Raw genomic sequence first — 14631 nt, 5'->3', positions numbered from 1 at the left:
CGGTCGATTTCGACGGGTGATCTGCATGGAAAAGCGAGTCACGGCCGCCGTGCAACGCCGTGAGCCGTGGCGACCCGTGTCCCCTCGGGCAGTGTTCGAGTACGTGTGCGATCACCCGATCAAGAAACTATGAAACGGATATTCACCGCACTGTTGATAGTCGCTCTCGTCGGGAGCATGACGGTTGCAGGTGTTGCCGGCACGGCAACCGCAGGCGAGAACGAAGACACCGAAGCGGACGCGATCGACACCATCACGTTTTACAACGACGACGGCGACCTCGAGCAGTTCGCCAAGGCGACGTGGACCGGCGACGAGTTCGTGATCGAGAAACTGGACGGCAACGACGACGTCTCCCTGACCGCCACGGAGTACACCGACGACGGCCCGGTCGAAGTCGAGTGGACGTACGAAGGCTACGTCGGCAGCGACCACCCGGATCTGGTCCGCGTCAACGCCGGCGGTGAGACGTGTGACTACGCGGTCGACTCGACCACCTATCCGTTCACCGGCACGGCGACCGCGTGCGACTTCGCCGATGACGACGATGGCGAGGACGGCAACGGAGAGGACGGCGAAGACGACGACGCTGACGACGGTGAGGAAACCGACGGCGACGACGAGTACGAGACCCCTGACGACGAGACGATCGACGAGGCCCTCGACGAAATCGTCGATTCGACGACCGACTCGGACACCGAGACGTCGTCCGCGATTGGCGACCTGATCGGACTCCTCGTCGGCTGAGAAGCTTTCCAACGCAATATCGCTTTTTCGACCGCCGACCGAGACGGGTCGTGAGGCCCGCACCCGACGGCCGCTCGATGATCGTTCGAACCGGGAGAGTCTCGTGTGCGACCGCCGCCGCATCGTCGTACATCACCGTCGCTATCCGCGTCCGGCAGGAACTCGTCGACCGTCGTCGCAGTGATACCGCTCGTGTCCGACTCGCCGATCCGGTACCCGACCGCAGGCATCGGTCACGGGCTCGAGGACAACGGGGGGTCGGCACCGGCATCGAGGAGCGCGGTGAGGATCATGTCGCCGCTGACATCCATGCAGCCGTCGAAAGCGAGGGTTCGCATGTCCTTCTCGAGTCGGAAGACACAGATGGCCACCTCTCTCCGTTTGCGTTCGGACGGCGTCGATAGGGCCAAAACCAACCGAGGCCGGTACATCTTTGTAGCGTCCGGTCCTACCTGTGTGTGATAGCTACTAGCACAGGAAATGACTCACACTAGCAAAAAACCTATCCGCGCACGAATCGGAGTCATTGACATCGCCGTCCCTAAAATATGAACGAAGTTCAACTGGAGGTTGCGAAGGCGTACCCGAACGACTCGGGTCGTGGTATCGCCCGACTCGACCCGGACACGCTGTTGCATCTGAAGCTGAGTCCGGGCGACATCATCGAGATCGAGGGTGCAGATACGACTGCCGCGAAGGTCTGGCGTGCAGACCGGCAGGACTGGAACACGGACACCGTCCGTATCGACGGGTTCACCCGCCAGAACGCCGATGTCGGTATCGGCGAACGGGTGACCATCCGGAAGGCCGAAGCGACGAAAGCCGACAAACTGGTGCTTGCACCGCCCGAGGAGGCGTCGGTCCAGTTCGGTTCCGACGCCGCCGGCATGGTGAAACGGCAGATCCTCAAGCGACCGGTCGTCGGCCGCGACATCGTCCCGGTGATGTCCTCGACGAACCACCCGTTCATGCGGTCGCCGGGCCAGGCGATCCCGCTGATCGCCGTCGAGACCGACCCCGAGGGAGTGGTCCTCATCACCGAGGATACCGACGTCGAACTCCGCGAGGAACCCATCTCGGGATTCGAGAAGACCGGGGGCGGTATCACCTACGAGGACATCGGCGGCCTCCAAAACGAGATCCAACGGGTCAGGGAGATGGTGGAACTCCCGATGAAACACCCGCAGATCTTCAAGAAGCTCGGCATCGAGCCGCCACAGGGCGTGCTCCTCCACGGGCCGCCGGGCACCGGGAAGACCCTGCTGGCCAAAGCGGTCGCCAACGAGACCTCCGCCAGTTTCTTCTCTATCGCCGGGCCGGAGATCATCTCAAAGTACTACGGCGAATCCGAACAGCAACTCCGGGAGATCTTTGAGGACGCCACCGAGGAGTCGCCGTCGATCATCTTTATCGACGAACTCGACTCCATCGCACCCAAGCGCGAGGACGTCACCGGTGAGGTCGAGCGCCGCGTCGTCGCCCAGCTGCTGACGATGATGGACGGCCTCGAGTCACGGGGACAGGTCATCGTCATCGCGGCGACCAACCGCGTCGACAGCGTCGATCCGGCGCTGCGTCGCCCCGGTCGCTTCGACCGCGAGATCGAGATCGGCGTCCCCGACGAGACGGGCCGCGAGGAAATCCTGCAGATCCACACCCGCGGCATGCCCCTCTCTGACGACGTCAGCCTCGGTCACCTCGCCGACGAGACCCACGGCTTCGTCGGGGCCGACATCGAGAGCCTCACCAAGGAGGCCGCGATGAAGGCGCTGCGGCGGTACCTCCCCGAGATCGATCTCGACGAGGAGGACATCCCGCCGAGCCTGATCGACCGGATGATCGTCAAACGGGAGGACTTCCGTGGCGCGTTAAACGAGGTCGAACCTTCGGCGATGCGGGAAGTCCTCGTGGAGTTGCCGAAGATCTCCTGGGACGACGTCGGCGGCCTCCAGGACGCCAAGGATCAGGTCCAAGAATCCGTCGAGTGGCCCCTCTCGAGCCCCGAGCGGTTCGACCGGCTGGGCGTCGATCCGCCGGCCGGGGTGTTGCTGTACGGCCCGCCGGGGACCGGCAAGACGCTAATGGCGAAAGCCGTCGCCAACGAGACCAACGCGAACTTCATCTCGGTTCGCGGCCCGCAACTCCTCAGCAAGTGGGTCGGCGAGTCGGAGAAAGCCATCCGTCAGACCTTCCGCAAGGCCCGCCAGGTCTCGCCGACGGTGATCTTCTTCGACGAGCTCGACGCGCTCGCGCCGGGCCGGGGCGGTGAGACTGGCTCGAACGTCTCCGAGCGGGTCGTCAACCAGCTCCTGACCGAACTCGACGGGTTAGAGGAGATGGGCAACGTGATGGTCATCGGCGCGACCAACCGCCCGGACATGATCGACCCCGCACTACTGCGCTCGGGGCGCTTCGATCGACTCGTCATGATCGGCGAGCCCGACGTCGACGGCCGCGAACGCATCCTCGAGATCCATACCGAGAACACGCCACTGGCCGCGGACGTCACGCTGCGCGAGATCGCCGAGATCACGGACGGCTACGTCGGCAGCGACCTCGAGTCCATCGCCCGCGAGGCGGCGATCGAAGCCCTGCGCGAGGACGAGGAGGCCGATATCGTCGAGATGCGTCACTTCCGGCAGGCCATGGAGAACGTCCGGCCGACGATCACCGACGATATCCTCGACTACTACGAGCGGATCGAAGAGGAGTTCCAGGGCGGTTCGGCGGGCGGCCCCGATCCGACGGGTCGTCGTGGGAGCCGCATCGGCTTCCAGTAGTCGCGGTCGTCGACCACCCCGGCCCCTGGGAGGCGCGGTTCGTTTTCCGCGGGGAGTTCTCTTGAGCGCCGATGGCCAGCGATCCGCGTCCGACTCGTTGGAGTCACGATTGTCGGCGACGGCGGCCAATGTGTTCGATGGCCCTGCCGAGTTGATCATCTCGGCTGAACGTGCGCGTGGCGTCTGACGGACATCCTCGCAACAGTTCGTGTGACAGGTGTCGCGACCGGTCCTTCGACGCCGATAGGACGACCCCGTTGCCCGCCATCCGCCGCCCGGGTTATGCCGTGTCCATTTCCTCCCGTGCGGCCTCGAGGTGCCGGCGGTCGACGACGACCTCCGACGCCCGTTCGTTCGCCGCCTCGGGCCCGTACTCGTCGGCGACCTCGCGGATCGCTCGCATCGAGGCGTTCCTGACCAGCGCCTCGAGGTCGGCACCGGTGTATCCCTCGAGTTCGGCCGCGAGGTCGCCGAGATCGATNNAGAGATGTGTATAAGAGACAGGACGTGGGTGTCGAGCCGGCCGGGGCGCAACAGGGCGGGATCGATCTGGTCCTTGCGGTTGGTCGCGGCCAGCACGACGAGGTTTGGGTTTTCCCGCATCCCGTCGAGTTCGGTCAACAGCTGTGAGACGACGCGTTCGGTGACCTCGTGGCCCTCGCCGCGGGCGGCCGTGATCGCGTCGATCTCGTCGAAGAAGACGATCGACGGGGCCGACTGGCGAGCGCGTTCGAACACCTCGCGGATCGCCTTTTCGGACTCGCCGACGTAGCGGTCGACGATCTCGGGACCGTCGACGCGGACGAAATTGACGTCCGTTTCACCCGCCAGCGCACGAGCGAGCAACGTCTTGCCGGTCCCCGGCGGGCCGTACAGCAGGACGCCGGACGGCGGCTCGGTGTTGGTCTCCTCGAAGAGTCGATCGTAGGTCAACGGCCACTCGACGGACTCCCGGAGCGTCTGTTTCGCCTCCGAAAGCCCCCCGACGTCCGAAAAGTCGGTGGTCGGCGACTCGGCGACGTACTCGCGCATCGCGGACGGCTCGACGGACGCGAGCGCGGAATCGAAGTGCGTTTTCCGGACCGTCGGGTTCCGGCTCCAATCCTGGCGCTCCTCGGTATCGGTCGGCCGATCGCGGATCGCGGCCATCGCGGCCTCGCTCGCGACGGCATCCAGATCCGCCCCGACGAAGCCGTGGGTCCGTCGTGCGATCGTATCGACATCGACGTCGTCGGCAAGCGGCATGCCGCGGGTGTGGACCTCGAGAATTTCGCGGCGACCCTCTTCGTCGGGGACGCCGATCTGGATCTCGCGGTCGAAGCGGCCGCCCCGCCGGAGCGCGGGATCGATCGTATCGACGCGGTTTGTCGCGCCGATAACGATCACCTCGCCGCGGGCGTCGAGGCCGTCCATCAGGGTCAACAGCTGGCCGACGATCCGGTTTTCGGCGTCTCCCTCGTCGTCGCGCTGGCCGGCGATCGAGTCGATCTCGTCGAAGAAGACGATCGTCGGCGCGTTCGCCTCGGCGCGCTCGAACACGTCGCGGAGCCGTTCCTCGCTCTCGCCTTTGTACTTCGACATGATCTCCGGGCCGGAGATCGTCTCGAAATTGGCGTCGACCTCGTTGGCCACCGCACGGGCGATCAGCGTCTTGCCCGTCCCCGGCGGGCCGTACAGCAGCACACCCGATGGGGGCTCGACGCCCAGCCGGCGGAACAGGTCCGGCTCGGACAGCGGGAGCTCGATCATCTCGCGGACGAGCTCGAGTTCCTCGTCCAACCCGCCGATGTCCTCGTAGGTGACGCCGGAGCTCGGCCCGGGGCCGTCGATGCCGCCCGCGGCCCCGGCGTCGGCGGTGACTGCCGTCCCCGACGACTCGGTCGAGTCGCGGCCGCGATCGGTCGTCCCGGAGTCGGTCGAACTCGCGGTGCCGCTCGGTCCCGCTTCGGCGTCGACGATCCGAATCGTCGTCGCGTTCGTGATTCGAACGTCCCCGTCGGGATCAGTGTCGGTAACCCTGAACGGCTGTTGGTCGATCCCTTCGATCCGGACCTGTTCACCGGCACGTACCGGCCGGTTGCGTAGTTTTTCCGTCGCTTCGTTCTCGGCGGCTCGTCGCTGACGTTCGGGCAGTCCCGGTGGCGCGGTCAGCGTGACTCGGTCGGCGTCGGTAATAGCCGACTTGTCCTTCGCGCGGACGGAAACCGTGTCCCCCACGTGGACGCCGGCGTTCGCACGCGTGTCCCCGTCGATCTGGATGGCGGTTTCGGGGACCGATTGGTCGGCGGGCCACATCTTGGCGACCGTCGTCTCCGTGCCCTCGATCACAACGGTGTCGCCGCTCAGAATACCGAGCTGGCGACGCGTCGGTTCGGGAATCCGTGCGACGCCCCGGCCGGCGTCACCTTTCTCCGCAGCGCGGACCGACAGCGTCACGCCGTCCGATTCCGACGAGCTCATACACGTTCCTTTCGGACCAGTCGTCTTGAGAATTGCCCTCTCACCGGCGGTTTGCCGTCGCCGCCCATTCGAGACGAGGGGCCGGGCATGCGTTACAGGGCGTTCTCGAGTAACCGATCGATCCCGCGGCGCAACCGTTCGGAGGCCGACGGGGCGGAAATACCGAGTCGATCGCCGACGACTTCGGTCGAGGCCTCCCGCGGGACCGCGAAGTAGCCCGCTTCGTGGGCCGTGACGAGCGCCTCGTACTGTTCGTCGGTGAGACCGAACGGCGGGTCGTCGGTCGACGACTCCCGCGTGAGTCGCTCGAGTTTGAACGTACTGCCGCGGTCCGTACAGAACGCGCGGTACTCCGCGAGCGCGTCCCGGTCGGGAAAGCGGGCCCGTCCCCACCAGCCGTCGACGGTGACGATGCCACCCAGCGGGGTGGTCCCCAGTTCGACGTACTTCCGGTAGATCGGGAGCGGCGGGTTCCGTAATTTGATGCGGTACATCGCATCTCCTTCCCCGTTACCGTCGTCTATCGTCGCGTACGTGTCGACCGTCGGGTCCGCCGCGAGCGCCTCGAGAAACCCGTCGTCGGCCCCGACCGCGCGACAGAGGACGACGGGTCGGTCGGGGTCGATGACGAGTATCCGCTCGATGTAGAGCGTGACGTCCGGGACCGCCGCAACCGCGTCCGTCAACGGGAGGTCAGGGGAACTGAGCTGAAACTCAGCGATGAGTCCCATAGCGGCCCTTCAACGGCGAGATATATAAACGCCCTACTGCATGAGATATAACCTCATCGGACTGCGACGCATATGTTCGGGTGAGTATGGCCGCCAACGACCACCCCGTGATGCAACTCGATACGACGGTTCGATCGCACAACTACTACCGAAACGCGGTCGAGAAACACTGGGACCCCCACGAGATCGATCTCGAGGCGGATCTCGAGGGCGTCGCCGAACTCCCCGAGTCCGCCTTTACGGGCCTCAAGCAGTCGCTCGCGCTGTTCGGCGCGGGCGAGCAGTCGGTGACCGAGGACCTCGCGCCGCTGGCGATCGTGCTTGAAGACATCAACGATCAGATGTTCATCACGACGCAGCTCTACGAGGAGTCGAAACACACCGACTTCTTCGATCGCTACTGGCGCGACGTGATCCACGTCGAAGAGGAGCGACGCGGGCAGGACCGCACCTCGCCAACCGACGAGCGGTGGTTCAACGAGCCCTACGACGAACTGTTCGAACGCAACGAGCGGGCGATGGCGCGGCTTCTCGAGGAGGACACAGCCGACACTCGAGCGCGTGCCTACTGTCACTACCACCTGACGATCGAGGGGATTCTGGCCCAGACCGGCTACTACGGACTTACCCTCGCCTACGGTGAGAACGAGCCCGACCTGCCCGATCTCCCGGGGCTGGTCGAGGGGCTCAAGCTGGTTCGCAGCGACGAGGGCCGCCACGTCGGCTTCGGGATGGCGAAACTCAAGGGGCTCGTCAGCGACGGCGCGGTCGAGCCGGACCTCCTCCGCGAGACGATCGACGAACTGGTGCCGCTCGTCCAAGAGAGTATCGCGGGCGACGAAGGGGCCAGTTCCGAGGACGGCCCCGGCCCGAACCCCGGCGATCTGGCCGACTACGCGTACACGAAACACGAACAGCGAATGCAACAGATCACCTCCGCGAGCGAGCAGATCCCGGCCGTCGAAGAGCTAACCGAACTCGACGCCTGATCGCGAGCGGTCCGGGCCGACGCCCCGTTCGACGGCGACGGTAACCGGAGAAACTCCTTTTGTCATCCGTGGTCCATCGTCTCCCATGGTCGTCCAGACAGAGCGCGACGACACTACCTGGTACGAGTGTGAGACCTGCGGGCTTCTCTTCGACGAGCAGTCCGACGCGGCGGCACACGAAACGCGGTGTGACGGCTCCGATCCGACGTACATCCAGTAACGGTTACTCGAGTCGGTCGCGGTGCTCGCCCGCGAGGTCGCGTGCCGCCTCGAGCGTGTGTGTCTCCGTCCAGCGGACGCGCTCACCGTCGCCGTAGGCGACCGCGGTCTTGAGTTCGTCCCGGAGGACGCCGTGATCGACCGCTAGCACCGTCCCCGATCCGTCGCCGAGTTCGTAGACGCCGGGCCGGTCCGGCGCGGCGGCGGCCGTCTCGCGCTCGAGGTCGCGCCAGGGTTTCTGCAGCGGCATTAGCCCGTGTCCTCGACGAGTTCGTAGGCGTGTTCGCTCAGTTCGTCCTCGGCGAAGACGAACACCCGCCCGTCGACGACCGAGAGGTCGGCCTCGACGCGGACCGAGTAGGCGTCCGTCGCGACGGTCACGCCCGGAAACAGTTCCGCCTCGTCGTCGCGGTCGAGCATCACGCGGCCGACGCCGGTCGACTCGAGAATGTCGTCGTGCGTGTTCCGATCGTTGACGTACGTCATGGCACCCTCGACCCCGTCGGGATCGGTGACGAGGACGTGGACCTCCTTCCCCGGCGGGGTCGTTAGCGGCCCCTCGACGGGCTCGGGGGGACCGTGGTAGAACACCTCTCGACCGTCGTGGTACTCGACGACCACGCCACCGTCGACGAAATCGACGCCGATCGTACTCGGGGGGACATCGTTGCGCGCGCTCATTGTCACGTCTTGGATTGGCGGCGGGAAAAACAGTGTGCTCCGTCGTTCGTGAGGCGGAGTGCCCACTCTCGTTGCCCGCCTGCGTGCAGGGGTATGCAACCGAGGCCGCACGCTCTGTCTCCGCTACGCCTTCAACGAACGACCCCTCCGAAAGGTCATCGCCCGTGTCTTCGAGGACAACGATGCCTCGATGCGGGTGCTCGAGAAACTCGGCTTCGGGCGGAGGGACGGCTCCGGGACCACTATTACATCGGCAGACCGTGCGTGAATGCCGTCCTCTCTGGGATCCTCGACACCGAGTTCTGACTCGAGAGCATCCAGTCCAGACGCGAGCGAGTCACGACTTGCACGGATCGTCAGCCGTAAGTACGCCCTCTGAGAGAGTCCGTGTATGGATGGCCGTGCTGTCGCCCCCGCAGCCGGGACGGTACTCAACGCGCTCGCGACCGGCACCGGGTCGGCGTTCGCGATCGATCTCGAGACGACCGCGACCGTCGAACTCACCGAGGACGGCGAGGTCGTCGGCGAGGTCGCCGGCCAGCCCGACGCCGATACGACGCTCGTCGAACGCTGTGCCGCGATGACGATCAGCGAGTACGCCGCGCAGGCCGGGGTAGACGCTGGCACGGTCGGCGCTCGAGTCCACACCGAAAGCGAGGTGCCGATGGCCGCCGGGCTGAAGAGTTCCAGCGCCGCCGCCAACGCGACGGTGCTCGCGACGCTGGACGCCCTCGCAGTCGCCGACGCGGTCGAGCGGATCGACGCCTGCCGACTGGGCGTTCGAGCCGCCCGCGACGCCGGCGTGACGGCGACCGGAGCGTTCGACGACGCCAGCGCGAGCATGCTCGGCGGCGTGACGGTGACCGACAACACGGCCGACGCACTGCTCGCTCGCGAGGAGGTCGATTGGAACGCGCTGGTCTACACGCCGCCCGAACAGGCCTACAGCGCCGACGCCGACGTGTCGGCCTGCGAACGCGTCGCTCCGATGGCCGACCTCGTCGAGGAACTCGCGCTCGACGGCCGCTACGGCGAGGCCATGACCGTCAACGGCTTCGCCTTCTGTGGCGCACTCGGGTTCTCGACGGGGCCGCTGATCGACGCCCTACCCGACGTAACAGGCGTTTCGCTTTCGGGCACCGGCCCGAGTTACGTCGCCGTCGGTGAGCGAGACGCGCTCGAGACGGTCCAGGAGCGATGGGCCGAGCGGGACGGAACGACACGATTACTGCGAACGCGAACGGACGGAACACGACGAATATGACTCGAGACCCAACTGATACGGCGACGGACGGCGGAATCGACGAGGAACGGACCCCCGAGGAGATGGACCTCGACGAACTGCGCGAGGAAATCCGGACGATCGACCGGGAACTCGTCGAGTTGATCGCCCAGCGAACCTACGTTGCGGACACCATCGCGGCGGTCAAAGACGAACAAGGGTTGCCGACGACCGACGAAAAACAGGAACAGCAGGTCATGGAGCGGGCAGGGGAGAACGCCGAACGGTTCGACGTCGACGCGAACCTCGTCAAGGCGATTTTCCGACTCCTGATCGAACTGAACAAGGTCGAGCAAAGGGACAAGCGATAGCACGACACGGGAACTGTAGGGCGTGTACCGATCGAGTGGGAGTTGGAGTTCTGCCGGTTGCTGTTCCGTAGGTTCGTCGATTACAGTGTCCTATCGCGGATAATCATCACCTTCACTCGGCGTACCCCGTCGAAATCCCGGAGGCGATACGTGAGTTCACGTACCCGTTCGGCAGAACCGCGACAAAACAGCGATTCGAGACACCACTCGCCTTGGTGCGTGTGGCTCGTATTGAGGATCACGTCCTGATACTCGTGTTGGACGCCGTGGAGGTCCTGAATCACGTCGTGATGACGGTAGTCGAAGCCTACGAGCGCGACGATCTCACCGACCGTATCCTCGAGTCGAGAGTGCGCTTCGATGAACTCCAGCATCGCTTCTCTGACCGCTCGGGACCGATTCTCGAGCCCCTCGTCTTGCCACACTCGGTCGAACTCCTCGACGACCTCGTCGGGGATGTTGAAACTCGTTCGCATCGGGTTCAACTGACTCGTGCAGATACAAGAGGATCGTTATGACGATTCCCCCGGTTCGGTATTAACAATTGCTAAGCGTGCTGGTTTCTGCGTGTCAAGTGAATCGATGGTTCCAAACGATATGGGTGGCCCGCTCATCGGTGCTGTCGTACTCGGTGCGATCCACGGTATCGAACCGGGCCACGGCTGGCCGGTCGCCGCCTCGTATGCGCTCGATCAAACGAACAAATGGGTGTACGGGTTCGCGGCGAGTCTGCTCATCGGAATCGGTCACCTCATCAGCAGCCTCGCAATGGTGGCCGTCTTCTTCTACGCGAAGGACTACTTCGATCTTACACGACTCAATGACCCACTCACGGTTCTCGGCGATGTCCAAATCGGCGGCCCTGTGAGTCTCCTCGCCGGGATACTGCTTATCGCACTCGGGATTCGTGAATACAGCCACGGCCACGAGCACGGAGCGACCGGTCACACTCACGGCGACCACAGCCACGAGCACTCCCACACAGAGCACGGCCACGAGCACGACACCGGTTCTTCGGATGAGGAACTAGCTCGGCTGAAGCGACGCCTCCCGTTCGGAGATCACTCCTCACACACGCATTCGCACGATGAACTCGACGATGCCGCTGCCCGTGGCCTTCTCGGGATCGCATGGTTTGCGTTCGTCCTCGGATTCGCTCACGAGGAGGAGTTCGAGATTATCGCGCTGTGTGCTGGCTCGAAGTACTGTCTCGAACTGATGAGCGCATACGCCGTGACGGTCGTCATCGGTATCGTCGGCCTGACGCTGCTACTGATCGCAGGGTATCAAAACTTCGAGAAAGAAGTCGAGCAGTACACACCCTACCTCCCGGCATTCTCGGCTTCGGTCCTCATCCTCATGGGACTCGGGTTCATTACGGGGCTGTTTTGACTACCCGACTCGCGAGACGAATTACTCGGAGACAACACGGAAGCAAATGCCGAGCAGTTACGTACCGGCGGTTGCATCGATCGGTCGGCCGACGCTACTCGACCCGGGCCAGCAGGGAAAACCGGTCGCAAAGCGCGTCTCGAGCCGGCTCGAGCCGTCTAGTTCTTCCCGGTCAGTGAGCGAACCGACGCCCGCCACTGAACGTCACCGAGTGGACCGAATCGCCGCTCGAGGCGGTCCCAGACGACGATCGTCGAGGGAAGGAGAAGGATCGACGTGAGGTAGGCATAGAAGACCCCCAGCGCGAGCAGGAGTCCGAACTCCATGATCAGGGGGATCAGGGCGAGATACAACACGCCGAGTCCGCAGACGGTCGTGAGCATGCTGCCCGTCAGGGCACCGCCGGTTCCGCGAACGGTAACCGCCAGCGCCTCGTGGACGTCGGCCCCAGCCTCGTACTCGTCGACGAATCGGTGCATGAAGTGGACCGTGTAGTCGACGCCCAGTCCGATCGAGACCGAAAGGATGGGTGCATTAAACGGCGACAGTGGGACATCGAACAGCCGCATCGACGCCGCGAGCATCGCGACCGTAACGAGGACCGGCACGAGGTTGATCACACCGTAGATCATCCGGTCCTCGAGCCACCAGTAGGACAGCATCAGGAAGCCCGCGGTGAGGACGAACGCGACGACGAGGCTCGTGATCGCCGAGTCGCTGATGCGATCGATGACGGCCTGATTGACCACCAGACTCCCCGTGGCCGTCGCGTCCATGGACATGTTGGCGGCGACCGCCTCGGCAGCGTTCGTCGCATCGGTCTGATCGGCATCGACGTCCACCTGGTAGACGATCCGGGTCGCGCTCCGGTCGCTCGTGACGTACTGGTGAGCGGCGTCCGACTCGAGCAGTTCGTCGTAGACGTGATCGACGTTTCGCTCCGGCAGTTCGTCGCCGTTCGAATCGGCTCGCCTGACTGTCGCTGCGAACTCTGGATCGGTCGATCGTCGTTCTTCCAGAACGCTCACGAGACTGTCCGCTTCTGCCCGCCGGTCGGTTTCGACGAACGCGTCGGGCGGGTCCGTGACTGCACGGTCGACCTCGCGGAAGGCGGCGGCCGATCTGACGTCGGGGTCGTCGACGTAGACGGTGACCGAGCCCACGAACCCCTGCTCGAAGTCCTCCTCGAGGTAGTCAAGGACGGTCATGAACGTGTACTCGCCGGGTGCAAACGGCTCGGGAAGCCGTTCGTACTGGGCGATGCGGTCCTCATCCGGGAAGAACGCCTCCTGGGAGAACTCCGTGTCGACACCCGTCCCGTAGCTGGCCGCTGCCGCACCGAAGACGAGCGCGCTCACGAGGACGATGACGGGAGCGATCCGTGCGGCTTTCGTTCCCACGGGGAGAATGCGTCCGAGGATCGAGTCCTCGCTTCCGAGGGGTCTCGTTCCGAAGTTCGGCAGACGGGTCCCCGCACGGAGTCTGTCCAGGCCGACCTTCCCAGCCGGCAGGAAGATCCCGAAGATGAGGAAAGTGAAGCTAATCCCGACGGCGGCAACGATGCCGAAATCACGAAGTTGGGAGAGCGAACTCGTCAGGTTCGCGGCGAACCCGATGACTGTCGTGAGCGTGACGATCAGGAACGCACCCGAGAGCTGTCGTGACGTGATGTCCATCGCGTCGCCGATCTCCACTCCCGCCGCCCGCTCTTCGCGATAGCGGTTGATGATGTGGATACCGAAGTCGATCCCGACGGCAAGCAACAGCGGAAAGACCGTGATCAGCGAGTCCGAGAACGGGATGTTCGCATAGCCCATGAATCCGAACGTCCAGAGCAACGTCATGACCAGCGCGACCAATCCGAGCGCGAGATCGATCGGGTCGCGGTACGCGACCAACAGGAAGATCATGATCAACACCAGCGCCGCCGGGAAAACGACGATCGCGGTGTCGCCGAGCAACTGCAGCGTCTCTTCCTGAATGATCGCGTCGCCGAACACCTCGACGTTCTCACCCGTCTCGTAGCCGTCGATCTCGTTCGCTAACTCGGCGGTCCCCGTCTGTAACTCGGCTCTGTCATCTGAATCGGCGTTCGGGGGCGTCTCGTAGGTGACCGCGATCTGAGCGACATCGGCCTGTGCTGACTCCCGGGTAAAGTCCGTACTCACCGGCAACCCCGCGGTCTCGTCAGCATCCGCGATCGCCGCCTCCAAGTCACGTTGGGTGGCCCGCTCGATGGCGCGTCGCTGTTCCGTACGCGTCTCGGCGTCCGGATCGAGTTGTCGAGCGACCAGTGATGCCGGACTCGTCGACGACGCGATTCTGAGTCCGTCTTCGTTTTCCGCACGCTCCTGGAACACGAGCATCCGACGGAGACTCGGCTTCGAGAGGGTGTTTCGCTCGTCGGTGATGAAGAGGGTCGCGCTCGAGTTGCCGCTCTCGCGACTTTCAGTCTGGAAGTCGTCCTGCATGTCCTCGAGGGCCTCCTGTTCTTCGAGCCCGTCGGTAAACTGGTCGGTTCCGGCCTGTTGTTCGCCACCACCACCCATACCACCCATGAACAACACGGTGACGACGACGAACGCGAGGACGACCTGCCAGGGTCGGTCGGTGATCACTGCAGTGATCCGGTTCCCGAGCGACGACTCGTGCTCCGTCGAATCGGCCCCGCCGCGGATTTCGTCGAGGTCCGGCATCGATCAGTCCCGTCGCAACCAGAGGCCGATCCCGATTCCGGTTACGGCGAGGACACCGAGCAGGCCGACGATCAGCGACGGGAACCCGCCACCGTCGTCGCTACCGGGCTCGACGTCGATCGGATGGGTATAGACATCCGAGAGGACTGTCTCGCCTCGTGCGGTGTCGTACTCGAAGTCGAGTTCGACCGGATGCGTCTCGACGGTCGCGTCCATCGACGCCGAGATATCGAACGGAATCGTGGCCGACTCACCGGGCTCGAGTTCCTTGACGAAGGCTTCGTCGTTCGACGTGTCGAGACCCCCTTCGGTGTAGAGTCCGGCATCGATGTTCGTCACGGTC

At 64.5% G+C, this 14631-nt stretch carries 15 protein-coding genes and 1 pseudogene; 8 read left to right on the top strand and 8 right to left on the bottom strand.

The window, feature by feature from the left end:
- Positions 1–129 precede the first annotated feature (129 nt).
- Positions 130–747: a hypothetical protein gene (locus tag C486_RS04525; RefSeq protein ID WP_008453529.1), complete on the top strand. Its 618-nt coding sequence runs from the start codon at positions 130–132 to the stop codon at positions 745–747.
- A 233-nt stretch (positions 748–980) separates the two neighbouring features.
- Here the strand turns inward: C486_RS04525 and C486_RS20820 are convergent, their stop codons facing one another.
- The gene (locus tag C486_RS20820; protein ID WP_145973517.1) at positions 981–1178 is read right to left on the bottom strand and encodes a hypothetical protein; all 198 of its coding nucleotides are present in this window, start codon (positions 1176–1178) and stop codon (positions 981–983) included.
- Positions 1179–1295: 117 nt separating this feature from the next.
- On the opposite strand from C486_RS20820, the gene C486_RS04520 reads away from it, so the two are divergent.
- On the top strand, positions 1296–3527 hold the full coding sequence (locus C486_RS04520; RefSeq protein WP_008453525.1) for a CDC48 family AAA ATPase: 2232 nt from the start codon (positions 1296–1298) through the stop codon (positions 3525–3527).
- 280 nt (positions 3528–3807) lie between these two features.
- Here the strand turns inward: C486_RS04520 and C486_RS04515 are convergent.
- Positions 3808–5987, bottom strand: a pseudogene (locus tag C486_RS04515) (AAA family ATPase).
- 92 nt (positions 5988–6079) lie between these two features.
- Positions 6080–6718, bottom strand: a complete 639-nt coding sequence (locus C486_RS04510; protein ID WP_008453522.1) for a helix-turn-helix domain-containing protein — start codon at positions 6716–6718, stop codon at positions 6080–6082.
- An 86-nt stretch (positions 6719–6804) separates the two neighbouring features.
- Here C486_RS04510 and C486_RS04505 point away from each other — a divergent pair, with 86 nt between their 5' ends.
- The gene (locus tag C486_RS04505) at positions 6805–7707 is read left to right on the top strand and encodes a ribonucleotide-diphosphate reductase subunit beta (RefSeq protein ID WP_008453520.1); all 903 of its coding nucleotides are present in this window, start codon (positions 6805–6807) and stop codon (positions 7705–7707) included.
- 85 nt (positions 7708–7792) lie between these two features.
- Entirely contained in the window at positions 7793–7927 is a 135-nt protein-coding gene (locus C486_RS22565; RefSeq protein ID WP_008453519.1) for a DUF7128 family protein, read from the top strand.
- Between the two features lie 3 nt (positions 7928–7930).
- Here C486_RS22565 and C486_RS04495 read toward each other — a convergent pair whose 3' ends face one another.
- On the bottom strand, positions 7931–8176 hold the full coding sequence (locus tag C486_RS04495) for a DUF7508 domain-containing protein (RefSeq protein ID WP_008453517.1): 246 nt from the start codon (positions 8174–8176) through the stop codon (positions 7931–7933).
- The gene (locus tag C486_RS04490; RefSeq protein WP_008453515.1) at positions 8176–8607 is read right to left on the bottom strand and encodes a DUF5796 family protein; all 432 of its coding nucleotides are present in this window, start codon (positions 8605–8607) and stop codon (positions 8176–8178) included. Before C486_RS04490 ends, C486_RS04495 begins: the two co-directional genes overlap by 1 nt.
- A 58-nt stretch (positions 8608–8665) precedes the next feature.
- Between C486_RS04490 and C486_RS22760 the strand changes: the two genes are divergently transcribed.
- The 3 genes from C486_RS22760 to C486_RS04480 all read left to right on the top strand — a co-directional run bounded on the left by C486_RS22760 (position 8666) and on the right by C486_RS04480 (position 10200).
- Positions 8666–8875, top strand: a complete 210-nt coding sequence (locus C486_RS22760) for a GNAT family N-acetyltransferase (RefSeq protein WP_083865995.1) — start codon at positions 8666–8668, stop codon at positions 8873–8875.
- A gap of 123 nt (positions 8876–8998) precedes the next feature.
- Positions 8999–9871: a shikimate kinase gene (locus tag C486_RS04485; RefSeq protein WP_008453514.1), complete on the top strand. Its 873-nt coding sequence runs from the start codon at positions 8999–9001 to the stop codon at positions 9869–9871.
- Complete coding sequence (locus tag C486_RS04480) at positions 9868–10200, top strand: chorismate mutase (protein WP_008453512.1); 333 nt, start codon at positions 9868–9870, stop codon at positions 10198–10200. Before C486_RS04485 ends, C486_RS04480 begins: the two co-directional genes overlap by 4 nt.
- Before the next feature lie 80 nt (positions 10201–10280).
- Here the strand turns inward: C486_RS04480 and C486_RS04475 are convergent, their stop codons facing one another.
- Entirely contained in the window at positions 10281–10676 is a 396-nt protein-coding gene (locus C486_RS04475) for a CopG family ribbon-helix-helix protein (RefSeq protein WP_008453510.1), read from the bottom strand.
- A gap of 106 nt (positions 10677–10782) precedes the next feature.
- Between C486_RS04475 and C486_RS04470 the strand changes: the two genes are divergently transcribed.
- Complete coding sequence (locus C486_RS04470; RefSeq protein WP_049910152.1) at positions 10783–11592, top strand: hypothetical protein; 810 nt, start codon at positions 10783–10785, stop codon at positions 11590–11592.
- 158 nt (positions 11593–11750) lie between these two features.
- On the opposite strand, the gene C486_RS04465 is transcribed toward C486_RS04470, so the two are convergent.
- Together C486_RS04465 and C486_RS04460 are read right to left on the bottom strand one after the other, a co-directional pair.
- The gene (locus C486_RS04465) at positions 11751–14288 is read right to left on the bottom strand and encodes an efflux RND transporter permease subunit (protein WP_008453506.1); all 2538 of its coding nucleotides are present in this window, start codon (positions 14286–14288) and stop codon (positions 11751–11753) included.
- 3 nt (positions 14289–14291) lie between these two features.
- A partial coding sequence (locus C486_RS04460; protein ID WP_008453504.1) for a COG1361 S-layer family protein occupies positions 14292–14631 on the bottom strand: 340 nt, incomplete at its 5' end.

The organism is Natrinema gari JCM 14663 (assembly GCF_000337175.1).
In the GTDB taxonomy this organism is placed as follows: Archaea; Halobacteriota; Halobacteria; order Halobacteriales; family Natrialbaceae; genus Natrinema; species Natrinema gari.
The sequence above is the reverse complement of the archived record's forward strand: the minus strand, read 5'-3'. Positions and strand labels throughout refer to the sequence as shown.

Coding starts and splice junctions, on each gene's coding strand:
- C486_RS04485 (WP_008453514.1), top strand. CDS start 8,999: ATGGATGGCCGTGCTGTCGCCCCCGCAGCCGGGACGGTACTCAACGCG.
- C486_RS04465 (WP_008453506.1), bottom strand. CDS start 14,288: ATGCCGGACCTCGACGAAATCCGCGGCGGGGCCGATTCGACGGAGCAC.
- C486_RS04505 (WP_008453520.1), top strand. CDS start 6,805: ATGGCCGCCAACGACCACCCCGTGATGCAACTCGATACGACGGTTCGA.
- C486_RS20820 (WP_145973517.1), bottom strand. CDS start 1,178: ATGTACCGGCCTCGGTTGGTTTTGGCCCTATCGACGCCGTCCGAACGC.
- C486_RS04525 (WP_008453529.1), top strand. CDS start 130: ATGAAACGGATATTCACCGCACTGTTGATAGTCGCTCTCGTCGGGAGC.
- C486_RS22565 (WP_008453519.1), top strand. CDS start 7,793: ATGGTCGTCCAGACAGAGCGCGACGACACTACCTGGTACGAGTGTGAG.
- C486_RS04520 (WP_008453525.1), top strand. CDS start 1,296: ATGAACGAAGTTCAACTGGAGGTTGCGAAGGCGTACCCGAACGACTCG.
- C486_RS04470 (WP_049910152.1), top strand. CDS start 10,783: ATGGTTCCAAACGATATGGGTGGCCCGCTCATCGGTGCTGTCGTACTC.
- C486_RS04495 (WP_008453517.1), bottom strand. CDS start 8,176: ATGCCGCTGCAGAAACCCTGGCGCGACCTCGAGCGCGAGACGGCCGCC.
- C486_RS04490 (WP_008453515.1), bottom strand. CDS start 8,607: ATGAGCGCGCGCAACGATGTCCCCCCGAGTACGATCGGCGTCGATTTC.
- C486_RS04510 (WP_008453522.1), bottom strand. CDS start 6,718: ATGGGACTCATCGCTGAGTTTCAGCTCAGTTCCCCTGACCTCCCGTTG.
- C486_RS04480 (WP_008453512.1), top strand. CDS start 9,868: ATGACTCGAGACCCAACTGATACGGCGACGGACGGCGGAATCGACGAG.
- C486_RS04475 (WP_008453510.1), bottom strand. CDS start 10,676: ATGCGAACGAGTTTCAACATCCCCGACGAGGTCGTCGAGGAGTTCGAC.